Below are 14,204 nucleotides of genomic sequence, written 5' to 3' on the forward strand. Positions count from 1 at the left end.
ATGGTATCTGAAACCCCGAATCTGCCTGTTGTTCATGAGGCCCTCCTGCCGGAGCGTCATCCGCAGCATGACTTATTCATCTGCGACGTGGCAGATGCCGTGCTTAAGGACGTGATGCCGCAAATGGAGCATCCGTTCTATTCCCTGTCGAAAAAACCCGAAACTTCCGTTCGTCGCTATGAACATAACGGGCAATGGCTGGAAATCACGCCAAGCGTGAAGGGTCTTGCTACAATCTACGATAAGGATATTCTGATTTACTGTATTTCGCAGATCATGGCGAAACTAAAGGCCGGGGAAAAAGTATCGCAACGGGTGAGGATCAGCAGCCGCGACTTACTCATCTTCACCAATCGCGGAACGGCAGGTAAGGACTACAAAGCCCTCATCGAAGCCCTCGACCGCCTTGAAGGCACACGTATCCGCACTAACATTGTTACAGGCGACGAAGAACAGGTGGACGGTTTTGGCCTGATCGACGCTTCATCCATCCGCCGCAAACTTGGCCTCGACGGTCGCCTATTGCATTGCGAGATCAAGCTGTCGGATTGGGTCTTTAACGCAATTAAGAGCAATGATGTTCTGACACTGCATCGTGATTATTTCCGGCTACGCAAACCGCTGGAACGACGCGTTTATGAACTCGCTCGCAAACATTGCGGTCAGCAAGCGGTATGGAAAGCCTCTCTTGAGATCCTACTGAAAAAATCAGGCTCTCAAAGCCCAGAAAAATTATTCCGACAGATGATAAAGAACCTCGCTGCAAGCGATCATCTACCGGATTACCGTGTCGAATTCGATTCTCAGAAAGACATGGTAACATTCATCAATCGCGGCACAATGAAAGCTGCCGAGCCAGCAGCCGAGGCTTGGATGGGTGCGCTCGATCCTGATATTTACGGGGATGCTCGGAACATCGCGCCAGGGTGGGATGTGCATCATCTCGAAAGAGAATGGCGCATGTGGCTGGGTGATAACGAGATCGCTCCGAAGAACCCTGAGCGGCATTTCATCAAATTCTGCGAGACGTGGTTTGCTAAGCGTGGTCAACCCTGATTGTACAAATATACGAGCATAATCTATCTAAATAGATAATCAGCGCTCTCCAAAAGGATGACGACCGTGCTTACGCATCAAGTCATCAATGGCCTCCCCGATCAAACCCTGAATAGTTGTATCAGTATCAAGCGCAAGTTGATGTAGTCCCTTGCTAACTGCTGGAGAAAAATACCCCACCACAGCCCGCTTACCTTCTCTCGGATTACGTGGGCGGGCTTTCTCTACCACCGTTTGCGCTGCCGGTTCCACAACCGATGGCGCGACCGTCTTTTTGAGACCAGCAAACCGACTCATGCCGTATATCCTCAACTTAGAAAATTGCTAACGCGTTTTTGTGTCATCTTGTTTGTGTGATGGCATGTTAACTTGATCACACACCCAATTCCACAACAGTGCTATATCAGCAGCAGCCTTGCTTTCCGGCTCTGCTTCCTGCGCGGTACGACCGGAACCAACGCTATGATGAAAAACTGCACGCTCAGGCAAAACAACAGGAGCAACAGGGATACCAAACTGCGCCACAACCTCGGCCGCCTCCTTATAAACTTGGGGCGCACGAGGAGGACCCGCAGTAAAAATCACGAAGGCAGGCTTGCCACTGGCTCGCACAAGTTCCGCCGTTGTTCTAACAGCGTCCATATCGAAAGCACGTGGTCTGCATGGAATTAACAAGAAATCAGCGACACGACACGCCTCACGCGCCATAATATCGGCATGTGGGGGGGTATCTATTATCGATAGTTCTGCGCCCAGTTCGGACGCTTGTTCCAGCTTTCTTGATAACAAGGCGTGCGCCGCACAATCCACCACATCAGGCTCGACATCCCCCCGCCATGCTTTCCATGAACTTGCAGTCGCTTGGGGATCGGTATCGAGGATCAGAGAAACGTATCCAGCGGCACTGGCACTAGTAGCCAAGTGTAGGGCAAGCGTCGTCTTCCCAGCGCCTCCCTTCTGACTAATGATCGCGATTGTTTTCATGTCACCATGTTTCTGCGTTAACACATTAACAAATTACCATGTTATTTTGATAACTCAATATCTTCCTCAAAAAAATCGACGATCTAATCGAACCCAATATTCCGTATGTCTCAGACCGATGCCGTTAGCACCCATATAATGCTATCATGTTTATGTATTAACATATAAACACAGTGACGTGTTATCTTTCCCGCTGCACAATGGCAGCGACAGTGTTCTTGCTGATTCCCAGATCGCGGGCGATCCACCGATAACTCCGCTTTTCGGCCACCAACGCCAGAACCTTCGGAGCCAGACGGTCAGACTTCGGCCGCTCTCCTTTCTGTCGGCCGAGAACCTTCCCTCGCGCCCTGGCGGCGGCCAGACCGGACTTCACCCGCTCGCTGATCAGATCCCGCTCGAACTCTGCAATCCCGGCCAGAACCGTCGCCAGCATCCGTCCATGTGGTGTTGCCAGATCGAACGTCATCCCCGTTATGGCGATCAGGGAAACACGATAGCTCTCCAGCTCCTGAAGCGTGGAGATGGGGTCGTTTGCGGGAGGGGGCGAAATCCTACGCTAAGCTGAGAACGCGCTTCCCATAATCCCTGAGCTCGCCCTTCGGTCCGACATATCTGTATAGAGTGACGCGCTCGATCCCGAGTTCCTTGCACAGATCGGAAACAGACGTGTCGCGCTGCGCCATGGCGGCCTGGGCGAGACGCACCTGTGCTTTGGTCAGGGCGAATTTTCGCCCTCCCTTTCGTCCGCGCGCTCTGGCTGCGGCAAGGCCAGCCATGGTGCGCTCGCGGATCAGATCCCGCTCGAACTCGGCCAGAGTGGCAAAGATACCGAACACCATGCGGCCGGATGCGGTCGTGGTGTCGATCTGAGCGCCTTTTCCGGTCAGCACACGCAGGCCGATCCTGCGGTCTGACAGATCCTTCACGGTGTTGACCAGGTGGGCGAGCGAGCGCCCGAGGCGATCGAGTTTCCAGACCACCAGCACATCGCCGTCGCGCAAGGATTTGAGGCATGCAGCTAAGCCGGGCCGATCATCGCGGCTACCGGATGCACGATCATCATAAATATTACCTGGCTCGATACCGGCGGCACGCAGGGCGTCGTGCTGGAGGTCGAGGGATTGGGAACCATCGGCTTTGGAGACGCGGGCATATCCGATCAGCATGTTTCTTAAACGTTGGTTTGAAGCGGTGACGAACATGAGCACATAAGCTTGCACTATTGTGTATCTTAACCAGCATCGCAATCAAACTATCTCAAACCTTACCTTGGAAAGAATAAGGAGCATGTATGCCGCGTCGCGTGACCCTGACCGATCGACAGCGCGAGGCGCTGTTTCACTTACCGGTCGATCAAGGTGATCTGCTGCGGCACTATACCCTTAGCGATGAGGATCTCGGGCATATCCGCCAGCGCCGGCGCGCCCACAACCGTTTCGGCTTCGCGCTGCAACTGTGCGTCCTGCGCTACCCGGGCCGGGTACTCACCCCTGGCGGAGGGCACAGCGTGGAAAGTACGCCAGACAACGCTAAGTGAGAACGTTCGGAGAACCGTCGATCGGGGAAGGGGCGGGCCTCCATCGAGTAACCGCGATCAACCTGATCACAGCCTGACGTCACAGCACCCTGACATCTGTGACGTCTGACATCTTGCGGAGCTGCTCCAAGAATTCACGGTGCCGCGTGGGAGTGTCGCAGAACGAGATATGCATCCGGGTTACCCCGTCCTGTCGTTCGTATGCAAGCGGACCTTCCTGTAATCGGCATTTGCTGAGAGCGTCGTGGATGGCTTGGACAACGCTCTCGTTCTCATATGTTGTAATTTGATATTCGAGGATTTGCCACTTTTCGCCTAAGCGTTTTTCGATGAGCGCAAGCACGCGCAGCGCGGCCAGCGCCAGACCGACGCCTACGCCCGCCAACACATACTCCTGCGTGGCGGCAGCAAGGCCCAACGCGCCGTTCACCCAGATAAGAGCGGCGGTCGTCAACCCGCGCACGGTGCCGCGATGCTGCAATATAACTCCCGCACCCAGAAACCCGAGGCCCGTCACCACATTTGCCGCGACCCGTCCGGTTTCCATCCCCGGAATTGAGCGCCCAGCCAGGACGAATATGGCCGTGCCCAACGTGATCAGAAACTGTGTCCGAAGGCCTGCGGGTTTGCGCGCCAGTTCACGCTCGAAGCCCAGTGTCAGGCCGACCGTCGCGGCGGCGACAAGCGGCAGCAATGTGTCGATGATGAACTCAGAAAACGACATTGTCACAGCAGGAACGGGGGGCGGAAATCAAACGCGGCGCGACGAGAGATGATGCGCCGCATCGCCGCCGCGAACAGGCGATCGCCCGGGCGGGGGCACGGGTATGATCGCCTATGGTCAGCGATGCGGCGCTGGCCGGGCGCAATTGCGGCGACCCGCCCGGCCAAAGGCGGCAGTGGAAGGATGATTCGGAAGCAGGGTTGTCAGGCACGGGCGGATTCTTTGGCGGTGTCGGCACCGATGGCGGAAATCATTTGCTCCAGATGCCCGTCCAGCACGTCCAGGGCCGCGCGCCGCGCGGCAAGTCGTGCCCGCAGGCATAGCAGAAATTCGATGGCATCGCCGCCGCCGCCGTCCAGAGCGTGACACAGCCTGGTCAGTTCATCGAGGCCGACGCCCGCCTCGAACAAGGTGCGCACGAAGCGCATCCGCTCCAGCGCATGATCGTCATAGAGACGGTGACCGCTCTGCGTGCGGCGCGCCGGGCGCAGCAGCCCGCGCAGCACATAGTCGCGCACAATATGTACGCTCACTCCGGCATCATGGGCCAGACGGGACGCTGTGTAGGGGGCATCGGACACCTCCCTCCTCTGTCGGCAGGGCATGCGCTCCCCGGAGTTCGATCCGCGCGCTGCAAATCCGATGTCAACTGGGTTGTATGCGATCATGGCGTTGCCCGGTGTGGCGGGTGCAACAGCTGTCGATTCAGCTCCTGGCCCACACAAAAAGCCTCCCGAACGCCGATGATGGTCAACCCCGGACGCTTGGAGGCCCAGTCTTGCGCCACATGGGTAGAAGCAAAGAAATGGACGTGGCAGCAGAAGGACCGACGAACGTCGTTCGTTTCCTGCGGCGGCACCAACGACACCGCCACGTCGGCGGGTTCAACAGCCCGTATCTCGTTTGGTGACACGGTAAGCGAAACGGGCGCTCCGGTGGCAGCGCAACGCGATGAGACGCGGGCTGTACAGCCGAGCAGCGCCGGAAACATCAATGTATCCAAAGCGCACCAGGCGTAGAGGCGGCGGCCGTCGATCTCGAAGGAATGCGCCGTTTCGCGTAGGGTGAGGCCGTGGCCGATGATGTTTCCGTCATCATCATATTCGGTACTGGCGGTTTGCGCGAGCACGGCGGCGATGCGCTCATCAGGCCAGTTGAGAATCCCGGCAAGCGTGGTTCGCGATACCGGGCGCCCCTTGGCGAGTTCCCGCAACAGCGCGACGAGGAGTTCCGCGGAATCTTGAGACCGACTGATCAACGGGAAATGCTCGATATATGTAGTGGGGCTCATGACGCTCTCTTTCATCCTGCGCAGCAGGACAGTTTTGCCACATCCTTGCCGAAGCCCTGTGCGGCGAGTTTCAGGCCCTCGACCGTGGTGAGATAGGGAAAGATCGTCTCGCCCAGCGCCTTCGTCGTCATGCCGTGTTTGATCGCGAGCACCATGGTCTGGATGCTGTCGGCTCCCTCGGGCGCGACGATTTGACCGCCCAGCAGGCGATCGGACGTTTTGTCAGCGACCAGCTTGATCAACCCCCGTGTGTCGCGAGCGGCCAGTGCCCGCGGCACCTGGTCGAGGGCGACGATCGAGGTCTTGGTCTCGAAGCCCGCTGCCTGCGCTGCCCTTTCGCTCAGTCCCACGCCCGCCACCTGTGGGTCGGTAAACGTGACCCAGGGCATGACCGTATTGTCGTAGACGAGGTCGTCGCCGTTCAGCGCGTTGTGCGCGGCGAGCTTCGCGCCATAGGCCGCCATATAGACAAACTGATCGCGACCGGTGACGTCGCCGGCCGCATAGACATCCGGTCTCGAGGTGCGCATCCGGTCGTCCACGACCACACTGCCGTTGTCGGCTTGGGCGATGCCCGCTTCGACAAGGCCGAGGCCATCGGTATTCGGCGCCCGTCCGGTGGCTACGAGCACCTGCTCGGCGGCGATCACCTGCTGTGCGCCGTCGGTGGTGATACTCAGCTCGACGCCGGCAGCCGTGCGCGCGATTCCGCGATAAGTTAGTCCGGTCCGGACGGTAATGCCCTCGTCGCGGAGATAGCCGGTCAGCGCCTCGGAGATTTCCGGCTCGGCCTCCGGCAGCAAGCGGCGGCGGGTGATGAGCGTCACCGCCACGCCGAAGCGCGCGAACATCTGCGCCAGTTCGCAGCCGATATAGCCGCCGCCGATGACGAGCAATGAGCGCGGTAGCGCGCCAAGTTCCAGGGCAGTCGTGCTGGTGAGATAAGGCACCTCCTCAATGCCGGGAATGTCCGGCAGGGCCGGCGAGGAGCCGGTCGCGATGATGATCTTGCCCGCTGAAATCGCGGCGCCATTCACCATCACGCCCTGCCCGTTCAGACGCGCCGCGCCTTCCAGATAGGCAACGCCGTTGTACTCGGGCAGCAGGTCAATATATTTCTTCTGCCGCAAGCTGGTGACCAGCTCGTCCTTGGCCGCGACGAGCGCGGGCCAGTTGGCCACGCTTGCTTCCCCGACCAGGCCGGGAAAGCGTTGCGCGGCCCGCACACCATGCAGCGCCTCGGCCGCGCGGATCATCGTCTTCGACGGCACGCAGCCGACATTGACGCAGGTGCCGCCGATGGTGCCGTGGCCGATCAGCGCGACATTGGCGCCCTGATCGGCGGCGGTGATCGCGGCCGAGAATCCGGCCGATCCGGCGCCGATGACGGCAAGGTCGTAGCCGCCCTTACGGCTTCCTTCGGTGGTGCAGCAGTCTGACATGTTCAGCTATTTTCCTTGTTCGTTTGTGTTTCAGTCGCACAGCAATCTGCGGCGCGTTGTCGGCGCCAGAGGCCATAGCCGGTGAGCGCGACAAAGAAGGCGAGCGCCGGCATGAGGACATAATCGATCCAGCCCAGCCAGGCCGACAACCCGATCGCGCCGAGCAGGACAACCAGCAAAGGCGTGGCGCAGCAGATCACAGCAATGAGCGAGCCGGCGATGCCGGTCTTCAGAAGCGTTGCGTCCTTCATGCTGCGGTCCTCATCCCGCCGGGCGGGCCGGATAGCCGGCATTGGTGGACGCGGCGGCAATGGCTGCGACGGTGGCGGTCGCCGGGTCATAAATGACCGTCGCCGTCTTGGCGGCGAAGTCGACAGTGACGGACTTCACTCCGGCGACGCCTTTCATCGCCTTTGTCACTGTCACCGGGCACATGGCGCACGTCATGTTTTCGATGCTGAACGTTGTCTTCTGGACCGCGGCGGCTTGCGCGGGGGCAGCTTGCGCGGCGAGCGGTGAAATCGTCGGCGCCGAGAGAAGGCCGGCGGCGCCCAGGGCCGCCGCGCCGAGCGCGATGAGAAGGGGGCGTTTCATATGGGTTTCTCCTATGGGGTAGCGTGATCAGTAGAACAGCGGCGCCCACCAGCTGATTGTCAGGGCAAGGAGGACCAGAACCGTGGCCAGCCACAGCGCCGACTTGGTGATGCGCGAGGCTTGCGGCCGAGCGCAGTAGGAATCTTCCGCGCAGGCCCCCTTCGGCTTGAAATAGACCTGCCGGAATCCGAGCCCGATAAAGACGAGCGCTACGGCGGCGGCGTAGGGCTTGTAGGGTTCAAGGGCCGTGAGGTTGCCCATCCAGGCGCCGGAAACGCCGAGCATCAACAAGAGAAGCGGCGCGATGCAGCACGTCGAGGCGAGGATCGCTCCGACCACACCGCCCGCCGCGAACCATCCTGGCCGGCGGCTCGCCGTTGCCTTTGGCTGCTCAAGAACCTGCATTTGCATATTAGCGCGATCCATGCGACTCGCCTCTCGATTGCTATTCCACTTCATGCTACGCTCTGTAGGTACTACAGACTTAAGAGGTTTTTTGGACCGATGAGCGATCACGTTTTCGGGAAGGGAATGCAGCGCGCTGACTTGGCCAAGCTTACGGGCTGCAATCTGGAAACCATCCGCTATTACGAGAAAATCGGTATGATGCCGGACCCGCCGCGCACGGCCTCCGGCTACCGCATTTATGGCGAGGACCACGTATCCCGCCTGCGCTTCATCTTGCGCGGCCGCGAACTCGGCTTTTCGCTCGACGAAGTACGCGGCCTGCTTGCCCTCGTCGAGGGCGGCGCGCAGACCTGCGCAGAGGTCAAGGAGCGCACTGAGCGGCATCTGGCCGATGTGCGCGCGAAGATCGCCGATCTCAGGCGCATCGAGAAAGTGCTGACCCAGACCGCCGCGCAATGCTCCGGCGATATGGTGCCGGACTGCCCGATCATCGAGGTGCTCGCCTCATGACCCGCTGAGCGTTAGGATTTCGTGTTCTCCCGCAAACTACCCCTTCTTGCGCAACAGCGGAACGACTGCAATTCTCCACCCTACCCCGCCGATCAGGCGGGGCGCTCGATACCCAATCTGCGCATTTCCCGGTAGATGGTTGATCGGCCGATACCGAGCTGCCTTGCGGCTTCCGTTGGCGATATCCGGGCTTCCACCAGTTTGATGGCGGCATCGACCCTGGCCATGTCGAGGGGCTGACGGCCAGGCCGCTTTCCCTTGGCGCGGGCAGCAGCGATGCCATCTTTCGTCCGTTCGGAGATCAGGCGCCGCTCGAAATGGGCGATGGCCCCGAACACATGGAAGATCAGTTCGCCAGCGGCCGACGACGTGTCGATCTTCTCCTCAAGGCTCAGCAACGCCACGCCCTGGGCGCGCAGCTTCTCGACCGTAGCGAGAAGCTCGGCGAGCGAGCGTCCGAGCCGATCGAGGCGCACCACGGCCAGCGTGTCGCCCTTGCGGGCGTAGGCGAGAAGTTCGACGAGGCCGGGACGATCCATGCTCTTGCCGGACATGACGTCGGTGAACACCTTAATGGCACCGGCTTTCTCGAGACGTATGGTCTGCCCCGCCACATCCTGATCGCCGGTGCTGACACGGGCATAGCCCAGAATATCGCTCATGCCGGCGTCTCCCAAACGGTCGTTCTGTGGACGCTCTGAAGCGCGACCGCTTCACCCCACCCATATCCGTCCACATACTATGTCTCTTTACTCATGCCTGTCCATAGTCGCAATTGACCTTTTGTGGACAGGAATCGGCATGACAAAGCGCAAGCATCAACTCTTGACCGAAAGCGAGCGCGGCCAGATCCTCGCGATCCCGACCGATCGTGACCATCTGGCCCGGCTCTATACCTTCGAGCCTGCGGACATTGAGATCATCGGCGCGCGGCGGGAGCGACGGAACCGGTTGGGCGTCGCGCTGCAGCTCGCCCTTTTGCGGCATCCGGGCATCGCCCTCGCGCAATTGATACGCGACAGGGGAGCGATACCCCATGATCTCGCCGCTTTCGTCGCGGAGCAGCTTGGCCTGCGCGTAACTGATCTGGCCGACTATGCCGCACGGGATCAAACGATGACGGACCATGCCCGCGAGCTGGCGGCGCGCCTAGGCCTTCGGGGGCCGACCCGCGCCGATATCCCCTTTATGATAGAAGCGGCCGCGAAAACGGCATGGGCAACCGACAAGGGGATGACGATCGCAAGCGGCGTCGTCACCGCCCTTCGCGAGGCCCGGATTCTGCTACCGTCCATCTCCACCATCGAGCGCGCCAGCAGCGCGGGGCGTGCGCGTGCCCGCAAGCAGGCTGCCTACGCCCTGATTGCCGATCTCAGCACTGAACAGGTCCAAGCCCTTGACCAGCTCTTTGACGACGCCGGCGGCATGAGCCAGCTCGCATTCCTCAAGACCATCCCTGTCGCTGCCAAGCCCGATCATATCCGCCAGATTCTCGACCGCTTGCGGCAAGTGCGAAAGATCGGCATCTCCCGGGAGGTGGCTGGTCGCATCCATGCGGACCGACTTCGGCAATATGTCACGGAAGGCCGCGCTTCGCCTGCCTATATGACCGAGCGATATATTCCCTCCCGGCGGCGCGCCACGCTGGTTGCCTTCCTGCTCGATCTTGAAGAACGGCTGACCGACAGCGCCCTAGAGATGGCGGACAAGCTGATCGGCAGCATCTTCACCCGCGCGAAGAACGCCCAAACGCGCAACTATGCCACCACGTCGAAGAACGTGGCGCGACTGATGCTGATCTTTCGCAGGACGATCGACACGCTCACCGATGCGGTCGATACCGGCGAAGACCCTATAGAGGCCCTGGACGCCTCGGTCGGGTGGAACACCCTCCTGAGGGCCAGGCCGGAAGTGGCGACGATCGCGGAAACCGCCAGCCTCGACCCACTGACGGTCGCGGCCGATCGCTATGCGACGTTGCGCAAGTTCGCCCCCGACCTGCTTGAAGCGCTCCAGTTCAGGGCCGGAAAGGGCAGCGCGAAAACGATCGCCGCCATTGAAATACTGCGCACCCTCAACAAGTCGGGCAAGCGCGATCTGCCCTCCGACGCTCCGATGCCTTTCCGCAAGGAATGGCGGAAAATCGTTGTGGGCGATGACGGCAAGATCAACCGGCGGCTCTGGGAAATCGCGACGATCGCGCATCTTCGCAACAAGCTGCGTTCCGGGGATGTCTGGGTGGAGCGATCGGCGGGATACCGCCGGTTCGACAGCTACCTGCTGAGCGTACCGAAGGCGAAGCCGATCGTGTCGGCTCTTGGCCTGCCACCCACAGCCGGCGAATGGCTCGAACAGCGGGGCCGCGAACTGGACTGGCGGCTGAAGAAATTTGCCCAGCGCCTGAAGCGCGACGCTCTGGAGGGTGTGCGATACCGCGACGCCCGCCTCCAGATATCGCCGGTACGCGCGATCGCGACGCCCGACGCCGAAGCGCTGGCCGACCGGCTCGATGCCATGATGCCACGTATCCGCATCACCGAGCTGCTGCATGAGGTGGCGCGGGAAACCGGCTTTCTTGCGGCGTTCACCAACCTGCGCACCGGCGAGCCGTGTCCCAATGAAAACGCGCTGCTCGCCACGATCCTCGCCGATGCGACCAATCTCGGCCTGTCGCGCATGGCGGCGGCGAGCCAGGGCGTCACGCGCGATCAGCTCCTGTGGACCCATGACGCCTATATCCGCGACGACAGCTACCGCGCGGCGCTCGCCGTCCTCATCAATGCGCACCACCGCCTGCCATTCTCGCGGGTCTGGGGCGATGGCACCACGTCCAGTTCCGATGGCCAGTTCTTCAGGGGCGCGAAGCGCGGCGCATCGGGGGGCGACATCAACGCCCGCTATGGCGTCGATCATGGCTTCAGCTTCTACACCCATAATTCCGATCAGCGCGCGCCTTACCACGTCAACGTGATCTCAGCGGCGACGCATGAGGCGCCCTATGTCCTCGACGGCCTCACCAGCCACGGCACCGATCTGAAAATCGCCGAGCATTACACCGACACGGGCGGGGCGACCGATCATGTCTTTGCCCTGTGCGCCATGCTTGGATTTCGCTTCTGCCCGCGCCTGCGCGACTTTCCCGACCGACGGCTCGCGACGATCGCGCCGGTTGCAGCTTATCCGTCCCTCACCCCGCTATTGGGAAAGCGCATCCGGTCCGACATCATCGCTGAGCAATGGGACGACGTGCTGCGCCTCGTAGGGTCGATCAAGGCCGGACACGTGGCGCCGTCGGTCATGCTGCGAAAGCTCGCCGCCTATGAGCGGCAGCTCCAGCTCGACGTCGCGCTACAGGAAATCGGCAAAATCGAGCGGACGCTGTTCATGCTGGATTGGCTGGAAAATCCCGATCTACGCCGGCGATGCCATGCCGGCCTCAACAACAGCGAGCAGCGCCATGCCCTGACGCAGGCGATCTACACATTCCGCCAGGGTCGGATCATCGACCGCAGTCATGAGGCACAGAAATATCGCGCATCCGGCCTCAACCTGGTCATCGCCGCGATCGTCTATTGGAACACGATCTACATGGATGCCGCTGCCCAACATCTCCGGTCAACATCGGTCGCGGTGCCTGATGATCTGCTTGCCCATACCTCCCCTGTTGGCTGGGAGCATATTGCTTTCTCCGGCGATTTCCTCTGGGATAGAGCCGCTGCTTCCAATGGCCGCAAGGCCCTCAATCTGCCGCCGGATAGCCGCGTCGCCTAAGCGTTCCCTGACTGTTCGTCCTTAGCGTTGTCTGGCGTACTTTCCACGCTACGCCCTCTGGCGAGCTGATCCCGGCACAGGTATCGGATTTCATCGCGGCCCAGCTCGGGCTGAGCCGTGACGATCTACTCCTCTATGCCGCGCGCGAGGAGACCCGGCATGAGCATCTGGCGGACCTACGCCGGATCTACGGCTATCGCTCCTTTTCGGGGCGGGGCGCACGGGATTTGCGCGATTGGATCGCTCGGGAAGCCGAGGCGGCGACATCGAATGAGGATCTTGCCCGTCGCTTCGTTGCAGAGTGTCGCCGCACCCGCACAATCCTTCCCGGTTTCTCAACGATTGAGCGCCTTTGTGCCGATGCACTGGTCAAGGCCGAACGCAGGATCGAAGATCGTATCGCCCATCGCATAACACCAGCCCTGAGCGAGAATTTGGCTCATCTGTTAGAGAATACGGTGGATGGTCGCATCACCCGCTTCGTATGGCTGCGACAGTTCGAAGTTGGCGCAAATTCGGCGGCGGCCAATCGGCTGATGGATCGACTGGAATATCTCCACAAGTTCGATCTTCCGGCAGATTTGCTGGACGGCGTTCCCGCGCATCGTGTGACCCGCCTTCGCCGGCAGGGCGAGCGCTATTACGCCGACGGCATGCGCGATCTGCCCGAAGGCAGGCGGCTTGCAATCCTCGCTGTCTGCACCATGGAATGGCGGTCATCTCTGGCTGATGTCATCGTGGAGACCCACGATCGCATCATAGGCCGTCTCTATCGGGTCTCCGAACGCCTTTGCAGCACCAAGATCGCCGACGAAAAGGCGGCCGTTCGGGACACGCTGAAGTCTTTTGCTGAAATCGGTGGTGCTTTGCTTGGAGCGCAGGACGATGGCGCATCCCTGGACGGGATAATCACCACCGGTCCAGGCTGGGAACGGTTCAGAACCCTTGTCGCCACGGCCTCTGCGTTGACCAATGTGCTCGCTGCCGACCCGCTCAGCCGTGTGCTGGACGGCTATCATCGCTTCCGCCTCTATGCGCCCAGGATGCTGCGCCTGCTCGACATGCAGGCGGCGCCGATTGCCAAGCCTCTTCTGACAGCTATCGCGCTGCTACAGAGCGGGATCAAATCCGATCATTGAACGGACGATCACTGGTTCACCTGCCAAGGCAGAAAAACAGCCGAAAGCCGAGTCTCATATAGATGGTACCATATTTTTTGCATTGATGGGGCGTTATACGTTACACTTTCCCGCATGACGCACACATTGATCGGCTATGCCCGATGCTCGACGGACAAACAGGACCTCGCGGTCCAGCAGCAGGAACTTCTCAAACTCGGTGTCGCTGCCGATCGCATCTACACGGACAAAGGCTTTACTGGCACGAACCGGGAGCGACCCGGCCTTGATCAAGCCCTTGCGGCTGTTCGCAGTGGCGATACTTTGGTCGTGCCAAAGCTTGATCGGCTGGCCCGATCTGTCCCTGACGCGCGAGCCATTGGCGATAGTCTGACAGCCCGTGGTGTGAAGCTTCAACTTGGGAGCAGCATTCACGATCCGTCAGATCCGATGGGTAGACTGTTTTTCAACATCTTGGCGACTTTCGCGGAGTTTGAAGCCGATCTGATCCGGATGCGCACCCGCGAAGGCATGGCGGTCGCCCGCGCCAAAGGCAAGCTACGCGGGAAAAAACCTAAGCTCTCTGACCGGCAGCAGAAGGAGCTTCGCCGGATGTATGATACCGGCGATTACTCCATCAGCGATCTAGCCGAAGTCTTTTCCATCTCTCGTCCGACAGTCTATCGAGCTCTCAGCAGAACAGCCTCAACGTTCTTGTTGGGTTCACTCTAAGCGTACGTAAAGTACACTTTCGTGTCGTGACCCC

Annotated in this window: 15 protein-coding genes and 3 pseudogenes; 6 read left to right on the forward strand and 12 right to left on the reverse strand. The window is 60.3% G+C overall.

Going from position 1 to position 14,204, the window contains the following annotated elements; genetic code table 11:
- Complete coding sequence (locus GLX_RS16135; RefSeq protein WP_010666791.1) at nt 1-1,056, forward strand: replication initiator protein A; 1,056 nt, start codon at nt 1-3, stop codon at nt 1,054-1,056.
- A 39-nt stretch (nt 1,057-1,095) separates the two neighbouring features.
- Here the strand turns inward: GLX_RS16135 and GLX_RS17840 are convergent, their stop codons facing one another.
- The 4 genes and pseudogenes from GLX_RS17840 to GLX_RS16145 form a co-directional block, all read right to left on the reverse strand.
- The gene (locus GLX_RS17840) at nt 1,096-1,353 is read right to left on the reverse strand and encodes a ribbon-helix-helix domain-containing protein (protein ID WP_010505208.1); all 258 of its coding nucleotides are present in this window, start codon (nt 1,351-1,353) and stop codon (nt 1,096-1,098) included.
- Nucleotides 1,354-1,380: 27 nt separating this feature from the next.
- A complete protein-coding gene (gene parA / locus GLX_RS17845) occupies nt 1,381-2,040 on the reverse strand; it encodes a ParA family partition ATPase (RefSeq protein WP_010666790.1) in 660 nt (219 codons plus the stop codon).
- Nucleotides 2,041-2,221: 181 nt separating this feature from the next.
- Nucleotides 2,222-2,572: pseudogene (locus GLX_RS16140) on the reverse strand (recombinase family protein); the annotation flags it as partial.
- 22 nt (nt 2,573-2,594) lie between these two features.
- The gene (locus GLX_RS16145) at nt 2,595-3,209 is read right to left on the reverse strand and encodes a recombinase family protein (protein ID WP_010512305.1); all 615 of its coding nucleotides are present in this window, start codon (nt 3,207-3,209) and stop codon (nt 2,595-2,597) included.
- Nucleotides 3,210-3,334: 125 nt separating this feature from the next.
- Here GLX_RS16145 and GLX_RS17850 point away from each other — a divergent pair.
- Nucleotides 3,335-3,538: pseudogene (locus GLX_RS17850) on the forward strand (DUF4158 domain-containing protein); the annotation flags it as partial.
- A gap of 121 nt (nt 3,539-3,659) precedes the next feature.
- On the opposite strand, the gene GLX_RS16155 reads toward GLX_RS17850, so the two are convergent.
- The 7 genes from GLX_RS16155 to GLX_RS16185 form a co-directional block, all read right to left on the reverse strand.
- Nucleotides 3,660-4,304, reverse strand: coding sequence for an MgtC/SapB family protein (locus GLX_RS16155; RefSeq protein ID WP_004213231.1), 645 nt, complete (start codon nt 4,302-4,304; stop codon nt 3,660-3,662).
- Nucleotides 4,305-4,507: 203 nt separating this feature from the next.
- Entirely contained in the window at nt 4,508-4,909 is a 402-nt protein-coding gene (merD, locus tag GLX_RS16160; protein ID WP_037492485.1) for a mercuric resistance transcriptional repressor MerD, read from the reverse strand.
- A gap of 59 nt (nt 4,910-4,968) precedes the next feature.
- The gene (gene merB, locus GLX_RS16165; protein WP_041247987.1) at nt 4,969-5,595 is read right to left on the reverse strand and encodes an organomercurial lyase MerB; all 627 of its coding nucleotides are present in this window, start codon (nt 5,593-5,595) and stop codon (nt 4,969-4,971) included.
- Nucleotides 5,596-5,606: 11 nt separating this feature from the next.
- A complete protein-coding gene (gene merA, locus GLX_RS16170) occupies nt 5,607-7,037 on the reverse strand; it encodes a mercury(II) reductase (protein WP_014106715.1) in 1,431 nt (476 codons plus the stop codon).
- Between the two features lie 2 nt (nt 7,038-7,039).
- Nucleotides 7,040-7,288, reverse strand: a complete 249-nt coding sequence (merF, locus tag GLX_RS16175; RefSeq protein ID WP_004213237.1) for a mercury resistance system transport protein MerF — start codon at nt 7,286-7,288, stop codon at nt 7,040-7,042.
- Between the two features lie 10 nt (nt 7,289-7,298).
- On the reverse strand, nt 7,299-7,631 hold the full coding sequence (locus GLX_RS17855; protein WP_004213238.1) for a heavy-metal-associated domain-containing protein: 333 nt from the start codon (nt 7,629-7,631) through the stop codon (nt 7,299-7,301).
- A gap of 27 nt (nt 7,632-7,658) precedes the next feature.
- Nucleotides 7,659-8,057, reverse strand: a complete 399-nt coding sequence (locus GLX_RS16185) for a mercuric transporter MerT family protein (protein ID WP_004213240.1) — start codon at nt 8,055-8,057, stop codon at nt 7,659-7,661.
- A 78-nt stretch (nt 8,058-8,135) separates the two neighbouring features.
- Between GLX_RS16185 and GLX_RS16190 the strand changes: the two genes are divergently transcribed.
- On the forward strand, nt 8,136-8,549 hold the full coding sequence (locus GLX_RS16190; RefSeq protein WP_004213241.1) for a MerR family transcriptional regulator: 414 nt from the start codon (nt 8,136-8,138) through the stop codon (nt 8,547-8,549).
- 92 nt (nt 8,550-8,641) lie between these two features.
- Here the strand turns inward: GLX_RS16190 and GLX_RS16195 are convergent, their stop codons facing one another.
- Nucleotides 8,642-9,211: a recombinase family protein gene (locus GLX_RS16195; RefSeq protein WP_004213243.1), complete on the reverse strand. Its 570-nt coding sequence runs from the start codon at nt 9,209-9,211 to the stop codon at nt 8,642-8,644.
- Nucleotides 9,212-9,350: 139 nt separating this feature from the next.
- Here GLX_RS16195 and GLX_RS16200 point away from each other — a divergent pair, with 139 nt between their 5' ends.
- The 3 genes and pseudogenes from GLX_RS16200 to GLX_RS16210 all read left to right on the forward strand — a co-directional run bounded on the left by GLX_RS16200 (nt 9,351) and on the right by GLX_RS16210 (nt 14,170).
- Nucleotides 9,351-12,320: a Tn3 family transposase gene (locus GLX_RS16200; RefSeq protein ID WP_041247981.1), complete on the forward strand. Its 2,970-nt coding sequence runs from the start codon at nt 9,351-9,353 to the stop codon at nt 12,318-12,320.
- A gap of 59 nt (nt 12,321-12,379) precedes the next feature.
- A pseudogene (locus GLX_RS16205) lies at nt 12,380-13,444 on the forward strand (DUF4158 domain-containing protein); the annotation flags it as partial.
- A 129-nt stretch (nt 13,445-13,573) separates the two neighbouring features.
- The gene (locus GLX_RS16210) at nt 13,574-14,170 is read left to right on the forward strand and encodes a recombinase family protein (RefSeq protein WP_014106719.1); all 597 of its coding nucleotides are present in this window, start codon (nt 13,574-13,576) and stop codon (nt 14,168-14,170) included.
- Nucleotides 14,171-14,204 lie beyond the last annotated feature (34 nt).

The organism is Komagataeibacter medellinensis NBRC 3288 (genome assembly GCF_000182745.2).
GTDB lineage: Bacteria > Pseudomonadota > Alphaproteobacteria > Acetobacterales > Acetobacteraceae > Komagataeibacter > Komagataeibacter medellinensis.

Excerpts from the sequence above, each read along its gene's own strand:
- GLX_RS16200 (WP_041247981.1), top strand. The coding sequence starts at position 9,351 with ATGACAAAGCGCAAGCATCAACTCTTGACCGAAAGCGAGCGCGGCCAG.
- GLX_RS17840 (WP_010505208.1), bottom strand. The coding sequence starts at position 1,353 with ATGAGTCGGTTTGCTGGTCTCAAAAAGACGGTCGCGCCATCGGTTGTG.
- GLX_RS16190 (WP_004213241.1), top strand. The coding sequence starts at position 8,136 with ATGAGCGATCACGTTTTCGGGAAGGGAATGCAGCGCGCTGACTTGGCC.
- GLX_RS16155 (WP_004213231.1), bottom strand. The coding sequence starts at position 4,304 with ATGTCGTTTTCTGAGTTCATCATCGACACATTGCTGCCGCTTGTCGCC.
- GLX_RS16135 (WP_010666791.1), top strand. The coding sequence starts at position 1 with ATGGTATCTGAAACCCCGAATCTGCCTGTTGTTCATGAGGCCCTCCTG.
- GLX_RS17855 (WP_004213238.1), bottom strand. The coding sequence starts at position 7,631 with ATGAAACGCCCCCTTCTCATCGCGCTCGGCGCGGCGGCCCTGGGCGCC.
- merB (WP_041247987.1), bottom strand. The coding sequence starts at position 5,595 with ATGAGCCCCACTACATATATCGAGCATTTCCCGTTGATCAGTCGGTCT.
- GLX_RS16195 (WP_004213243.1), bottom strand. The coding sequence starts at position 9,211 with ATGAGCGATATTCTGGGCTATGCCCGTGTCAGCACCGGCGATCAGGAT.
- GLX_RS16185 (WP_004213240.1), bottom strand. The coding sequence starts at position 8,057 with ATGGATCGCGCTAATATGCAAATGCAGGTTCTTGAGCAGCCAAAGGCA.
- parA (WP_010666790.1), bottom strand. The coding sequence starts at position 2,040 with ATGAAAACAATCGCGATCATTAGTCAGAAGGGAGGCGCTGGGAAGACG.
- merF (WP_004213237.1), bottom strand. The coding sequence starts at position 7,288 with ATGAAGGACGCAACGCTTCTGAAGACCGGCATCGCCGGCTCGCTCATT.
- GLX_RS16145 (WP_010512305.1), bottom strand. The coding sequence starts at position 3,209 with ATGCTGATCGGATATGCCCGCGTCTCCAAAGCCGATGGTTCCCAATCC.
- GLX_RS16210 (WP_014106719.1), top strand. The coding sequence starts at position 13,574 with ATGACGCACACATTGATCGGCTATGCCCGATGCTCGACGGACAAACAG.
- merD (WP_037492485.1), bottom strand. The coding sequence starts at position 4,909 with ATGCCCTGCCGACAGAGGAGGGAGGTGTCCGATGCCCCCTACACAGCG.
- merA (WP_014106715.1), bottom strand. The coding sequence starts at position 7,037 with ATGTCAGACTGCTGCACCACCGAAGGAAGCCGTAAGGGCGGCTACGAC.